Raw genomic sequence first — 6070 nt, forward strand, 5'->3', positions numbered from 1 at the left:
GCGCGGCACGTTGTTGCCCGACGTCGAGTTCGGATCGACGAGGCCAAGGTTCTTGCCCTTGAGGTCGTCGACCTTCTTGTAGGCACTGCTCGCCTTGACGAAGAACACCGAATAGTAGCCGGTCGAGCCGTCGGCGTTGATGTCGTTGGCGAAAGCGTCGGTCTTGACGCCGGTCAGGCGGGCGCGGGCGAACGAAGCCGAGCCGTAGCTCGCGATATGAATGTTGCCAGCACGCTGGCCTTCGATGACCGCGGCGTAGTCGTTGGCAATGCGCAGCGTGACCTTCACGCCCAGTTCCTTGGAGAGATAGCTCATGAACGGCGCCCAGCGTTCGGTGACGCCCGAGGCGTTCTCGGCCGGGACGACCGCGAAGGTCAGCTCAGGATATTTGGCTTTCCAGTCGTCTGCGGAGGCGGAAGCGGTGAACGCGAGCGCGGCGGCGCCGGCAAGGACTAATCTGCGAGTGATCATGATACCCTCTTCATAGGTTGGGTCGGTTGACGCAAAAATGGCAACTACAGGTGCGGCGCCGCTCAGGCGGCGGCCGCCGTTCCAAGCGCCGGAATGGCCTCGGGCGCCGCTGCAGGCGTACCGCCCATGACGTCGGCGGCTTCGAGGTCGTAAAGCTCGCGCGCAACGTGATCGGTCAGCGCAGCCGGCGCGCCGTCGAACACCACGCGGCCCTGCGCCATGCCGATCAGGCGGTCGCAATAGCTGCGCGCCAGATCGAGCGAATGCAGGTTGCAGAGCACGGTGATGCCGAAGTGCTTGTTGATGCGCAGCAGCGCATCCATCACGATCTTGGTGTTGCGCGGATCGAGCGAGGCGATCGGCTCGTCGGCGAGGATGATGTCGGGCTGCTGGACCAGGGCGCGGGCGATGGCAACGCGCTGCTGCTGGCCGCCGGAGAGCTGGTCGGCGCGCTGGGCCGCGAGCGAGGCGATATCGAACTGCTCCAGCGCGGACATCGCCAGCGCCTTGTCGTGCTCGGGCCAGGTCTGCGTCAGCGAGCGCCAGGCCGGCATGGTCGCGAGACGGCCCATCAGGACGTTGGTCAGCACGTCGAGCCGGCCGACCAGGTTGAATTGCTGAAAGATCATCGCCGAGCGGGCGCGCCACTGCCGCAATTCCTTGCCGCGCAGCGCGGTGACGTCGAGGCCGTCGAACAGGATGCGGCCCTGCGTCGGCGTCGCGAGGCGATTGATCATGCGCAGCATGGTCGACTTGCCGGCGCCGGAGCGCCCGATCACACCGACGAAACCGCCGGGGGAGATTTGAAACGAAGCGTCGTCCACCGCGGCTTTTGCGCCGAAGCGGCACGTCAGACCTTCAACCACCAGCATGCAGGGCTCCAGAGTAGCTGGGACCCACCGCTAACGCCGGCGCTTGACACTTGTGTGACACGCGCGCTGCGGTGCGGCGATCCTACACACCTCATCCCCTGTCATCGCGGCGTCATGACATTGTCATCAAGCCACTCGAAGAGGAACGCCGTCCCCAAACTTTCGGATGCAACATGGTCGCCAAAGCGCTTTCGGTCCAACCGACCATCGATCCCTCGGCGAAGCTGCACGAAACGAAGCTCGGCACCTATACCGAGGTTGGCGCGCGCACGATCCTGCACGAAGTGACGATGGGCGATTATTCCTATGTGGTGAACGACGCGCAGATCACCTACACGACCATCGGGAGATTCTGCTCGATCGCGGCGATGACCCGTATCAATCCCGGCAATCATCCGATGCAGCGCGCCACGCAGGCGCATTTCACCTATCGCTCCAGCGCCTACTTCCCGGGCGAGAGCGACGATACCGAGTTCTTCGACTGGCGACGCCAGCATCACGTCCATATCGGCCATGACGTCTGGATCGGCCATGGCGCGATCGTGCTGCCGGGCCGCAACATCGGCACCGGCGCCGTGATCGCGGCCGGCGCCATCGTCACCAAGGACGTGCCGGCCTACACCATCGTTGCGGGCAATCCGGCGCGGATCGTCCGGCGGCGGTTCTCGGAAGAGATCGCCGGACGGCTGGCCTGGTGGGACTGGGATCACGACAAATTGCGTGAAGCCCTGCCCGATTTCCGCAAGCTCGGGATTGAAGATTTCCTCTCGACATACGAAGCACGGGCTTACTCCCCTGCCAGCAAACGAAGCGCGATCGCGTGACAGATATCTTTCTCGAAGGTGGCCGGGCCCTGATCGGCTCGAAGATCGTTGAAGCCTCGCTCGCCGTCTCCGGGCAGGACATCGCGGAGCTTGGTGGCGGCCGCGGCCGTGCGCGGGTCGCGATCGACGCGCGCGACCTGCTGGTGCTGCCCGGCATCGTCGATCTGCACGGCGACGCGTTCGAGCGGCAGATGATGCCGCGCGCCGGCGTCGATTTTCCGATCGACGTCGCGCTCGCCGACACCGACCGCCAGGTCATCGGCAACGGCATCACCACGGTGTTCCACGCCACGACCTGGTCGTGGGAGCCGGGCCTGCGCAGCGGCGACAATGYGCGGCGCCTGCTGGAGGCGATCGAACGGCAGCGCCCGCACTTCGCCGCCGATACCCGTTTCCACCTGCGGCACGAGACCTACAATCTCGACGCCGAAGACGAGATCGGCCGGTGGCTCACCGAGGGTCGCGTCGACCTGTTCGCCTTCAACGACCACATGGACGGGGTCGTTGCCGACATCTCCAATCCGCGCAAGCGCAACCGCATGGTGGAGCGCACCGGGCTGTCGAGCGAGGATTTCGACGGGCTCGTCGCGCATATCGTGTCGCGCGCCGCCGACGTTCCGGCGTCGATCACCCGGCTCGCCGCGGTTGCCCGCGCGGCCGAGGTGCGCATGCTCTCGCATGACGATGCGACGCCGGCGATGCGGCAGGGCTTTCGTGCCATGGGCGTGACGCTCGCCGAATTTCCGATCAACGAGGAAACGGCGCGCGACGCCGCGGCCGCCGGCGATGCCATCGTCTACGGCGCGCCGAACGTGGTGCGCGGCGGCAGCCACACCGGCTGGACCAGGGCGTCCGACATGATCGCCAAGGGGCTCTGCTCGGTGCTGGCGTCGGACTATTATTATCCCGCGCCGCTGCTCGCCGCGTTCCGGCTCGCAGCCGACGGCGTGCTGCCGCTGACGGAGGCCTGGAATCTGGTCTCCGCCGGACCAGCGCACGCAACCGGTCTCGCCGATCGCGGCGTGCTGGCGCAAGGACGCCGCGCCGACATTCTGCTGGTCGACGACAGCGTGCCGCTGCGGCCGCGTCTCGTCGCGGTGATCGCAGCCGGAAAGCTCGTGCACTTGACCGATGCGACACGGCTGCTCAGCGCGGCGGCGACGCCGCGCGAGGCTGTCGTCGCGGCCTAAACCGGTTATGCTCGGTCAATGACTGATTTTCCCCGCTACGCGATCTACCATGCCGCCGGCGCCGACAGCGCCGTCTCGCGCTTCGGCGCCGAACTGCTCGGCTATGACGCGCACACCGGCCGCGAGCTGCCATTCCCGGACGAGGCGCTGCGCACGGCTCCGGACTGGCGCGACGTCACCGCCGATCCCCGCAAATACGGCTTTCACGCCACGCTGAAGGCGCCGATGGCGCTGGCGCCAGGCAGGAGCGAGGCCGGACTTGTTGCGGCTTGCGCGACATTCGCCGGCAGGCCGCGCGCCATTCCGGTGATCCGCCCGGTCGTCGATTCCATCAGCGGCTTCATCGCGGTCATTCCGGCCGAGCCGGTCGACGAACTCCAGCAGCTCGCGGCCGATTGCGCTCGCGATTTCGATGCTTTCCGCGCGCCGCTGAGCGCGGAAGACCGTGTGCGGCGCAAGCCCGAGAAGCTCAGCGAACGGCAGCGCGACTATCTCGATCGCTGGGGCTATCCCTACGTCATGGAGGAATTCCGCTTCCACATGACGCTGACCGGCCGGCTCGATGCGGAACGGCGCCGGCCGATTCTGGACATGCTGCGGGGAAGGTTTGCCACGCTCGGTCTTGATACGCTCGCGATCGATCGCCTCGCGCTGTTCAAGCAGGACGAGACCAAGGCGCGCTTCCGCATCATCGGTGAGTGGGCTTTGACGCGGTAGGCGTCAGTGCCAGCTCGCGAGATTGAAGGCGAGCGCCACGACGCCCACCAGAATGAGGCTGGTCGCCCAGATTGCGTCCAGGTTGAACCAGCTTCGCGAGACGAACCTCAATCCCAGATGGCGGTAGACCAGCCACGCCAGACATCCGCCGGCGCCGATCATGGCGGCAACGTGCACCAAGGACACCAGCACCGCCATCCCGAGGCTTGCCTTCATCAGCGCGCCCGCCGCCTCATGGCTGGCATCAAGTTCGAAGGCCTGGCAGAGCCCGAGATAGATCGGCACGAGCATCAAGGCGGCGCCGTGAGCAATGGCAACGGCAAATGACCAGAGCGCCAATTGGGTTGGCGGAATTCGTGCCAGCGCGCGCGGATGGCGCCGCTCGACCAGCCGATAGACGCCGAAGCCGATGACGAGGAGGCTCGCGCAGAGCTGGATCGAACGCTGCCACTCGGCCAGCACGAGCAGGAACGCGAATGGCAGCAGCACGAGAAGTGTTGCCAGCAGATGTCCGGCCGCCAGCGCCCACAACGCACGGAAAAGTGCGCGCGGGCTCTTGTCCATGAGCCCGGCCGAAACGGCGAGCGGCCAGCCCATTCCCGGATTGACCCCGTGATAGAGACCGCTCGCAACAAGGGCGAGCCACAGCCAGCCGAGGCTCGCGTGCGCCCAATCTAGGCCGACGGGTAGCAAAAGGAGTCCGTCGAACAATCGCCGCCCTCCAGCCTGATCTGGTGCGCACGATATCCGTCGGGGAAGCTCACGAAGTAGTTCTTGTCGAGCTCGAGGCCGCCATTGCGACCGACATTGGCCATGACTTCCGCACCGGGAACGCCGTCGGGATAGAACTGGTCATCCCAGGTGGAATAGAGCGAATTGGTCCAATACACCCGCCTGCCGTCGCGGCTGATCTCGACCATCTGCGGGCCGGCCGCAAATGCCTTGCCGTTCGGATGGGGGGTGCGGCGCGCGATGCCGCCGATGTGAACCGAGCCCGCAAGCTTCGGCTTGCGCGGATCACTCACGTCGTACTGGCGCATTTCACCCGTGCCCCAGCACGAGACATAGAGAAAACGATCATCCATCGACAGGTCGATGTCGGTCACCAGCGGCGGCACGGCGCCAAAGCCCTGGAGCAGCGGCGGGAGCTGCTCCTTTGGCGCGGGTTCGGGCGGGATCGTCGCCGTCTTCTCGGCATGGAATTTTCCGCCTTCGCGCCACCAGGTCCAGATCGACGCTTCGAGATTCGTGGTGTCGACCACAACGCCGACGAAGCCGTATTCGCGAACCGGATCGTGCGCCGGCCGTACCTCCAGCGCCATCTGATGATTGGCGCCGAGGTCGATGGTCTGCACGTTGCGACGGGCGTGGAGATCCCAGAAGTGGAGACGATGGCCGTATTTGTTCGACAGCAGATCCTCCGGGACGATCCCGTTCTCGAACTGCGGCGGCAACGCCCACTCGCTCGTCACCATGTAGTCGCGCGGCAGGTTCCACCAGAAATCATAGTGCAGCGTCTGCGGACCGCGGTCGATCTCCCATCGTCCAAGGACCTCAAACRTCTCGCAATCCATGATGAAGACGCCCGGAGGCCCGTTGGTGCCGTCCTTGCCGCCGCCGCCCAGCGTGCTCACATAGATGCCGTCCGGCCCGCAATGGATGGTATGCGGCCGCGAGTAGCCGGTCTTCTTGAAGATTTCCTCGGGCTCGATGATCTTGTGGATTTTGGCCTGGGTCGGATCGGGCTTGGTGTCGATGATGTAGATCCGCGACGAGCGTATCCCGGGGATGATGAGATAGCGTCGCTCGATGAAGGCGTGTCCAGCGAGCGGCGACAAGGCGGAGGAGCAGGCATTCCAGCCGAAGTGATGAAACTCATCGCCCTTGTTGGGCATCGTCACGGTGTGGACGATTTTGCTGTAGGTCGGCGATCCCGGCTTGACGTCGATGACCGCGAGAGCATCCGGTTTTGAGAAATCCGGACTGAGCAGCAACG

Annotated in this window: 7 protein-coding genes; 3 read left to right on the forward strand and 4 right to left on the reverse strand. The window is 65.4% G+C overall.

What is annotated here, in order from left to right; all coding sequences use genetic code 11:
• Window positions 1-471 (reverse strand): phosphate/phosphite/phosphonate ABC transporter substrate-binding protein (phnD, locus tag ACXJL8_RS30940; protein ID WP_456686145.1); only part of this gene is annotated, 471 nt, incomplete at its 3' end.
• A gap of 62 nt (window positions 472-533) precedes the next feature.
• Entirely contained in the window at window positions 534-1343 is an 810-nt protein-coding gene (gene phnC / locus ACXJL8_RS30945) for a phosphonate ABC transporter ATP-binding protein (RefSeq protein WP_456620572.1), read from the reverse strand.
• Window positions 1344-1516: 173 nt separating this feature from the next.
• Between phnC and ACXJL8_RS30950 the strand changes: the two genes are divergently transcribed.
• The 3 genes from ACXJL8_RS30950 to ACXJL8_RS30960 are packed head-to-tail and all read left to right on the forward strand — an operon-like array spanning window position 1517 to window position 4074.
• On the forward strand, window positions 1517-2167 hold the full coding sequence (locus ACXJL8_RS30950) for a chloramphenicol acetyltransferase (protein ID WP_456620573.1): 651 nt from the start codon (window positions 1517-1519) through the stop codon (window positions 2165-2167).
• Complete coding sequence (locus tag ACXJL8_RS30955; RefSeq protein WP_456686146.1) at window positions 2164-3357, forward strand: alpha-D-ribose 1-methylphosphonate 5-triphosphate diphosphatase; 1194 nt, start codon at window positions 2164-2166, stop codon at window positions 3355-3357. The genes ACXJL8_RS30950 and ACXJL8_RS30955 overlap by 4 nt, the downstream gene beginning before the upstream one ends.
• An 18-nt stretch (window positions 3358-3375) precedes the next feature.
• Window positions 3376-4074 carry a DUF1045 domain-containing protein gene (locus ACXJL8_RS30960; protein ID WP_456620575.1) on the forward strand — a complete coding sequence of 233 codons (699 nt, stop codon included), beginning with the start codon at window positions 3376-3378 and terminating at the stop codon, window positions 4072-4074.
• A 3-nt stretch (window positions 4075-4077) separates the two neighbouring features.
• Here the strand turns inward: ACXJL8_RS30960 and ACXJL8_RS30965 are convergent, their stop codons facing one another.
• Window positions 4078-4671 carry a hypothetical protein gene (locus tag ACXJL8_RS30965; protein ID WP_456620632.1) on the reverse strand — a complete coding sequence of 198 codons (594 nt, stop codon included), beginning with the start codon at window positions 4669-4671 and terminating at the stop codon, window positions 4078-4080.
• 77 nt (window positions 4672-4748) lie between these two features.
• A partial coding sequence (locus ACXJL8_RS30970; RefSeq protein ID WP_456686147.1) for a selenium-binding protein SBP56-related protein occupies window positions 4749-6070 on the reverse strand: 1322 nt, incomplete at its 5' end.

The organism is Bradyrhizobium sp. P5_C11_2 (assembly GCF_054049755.1).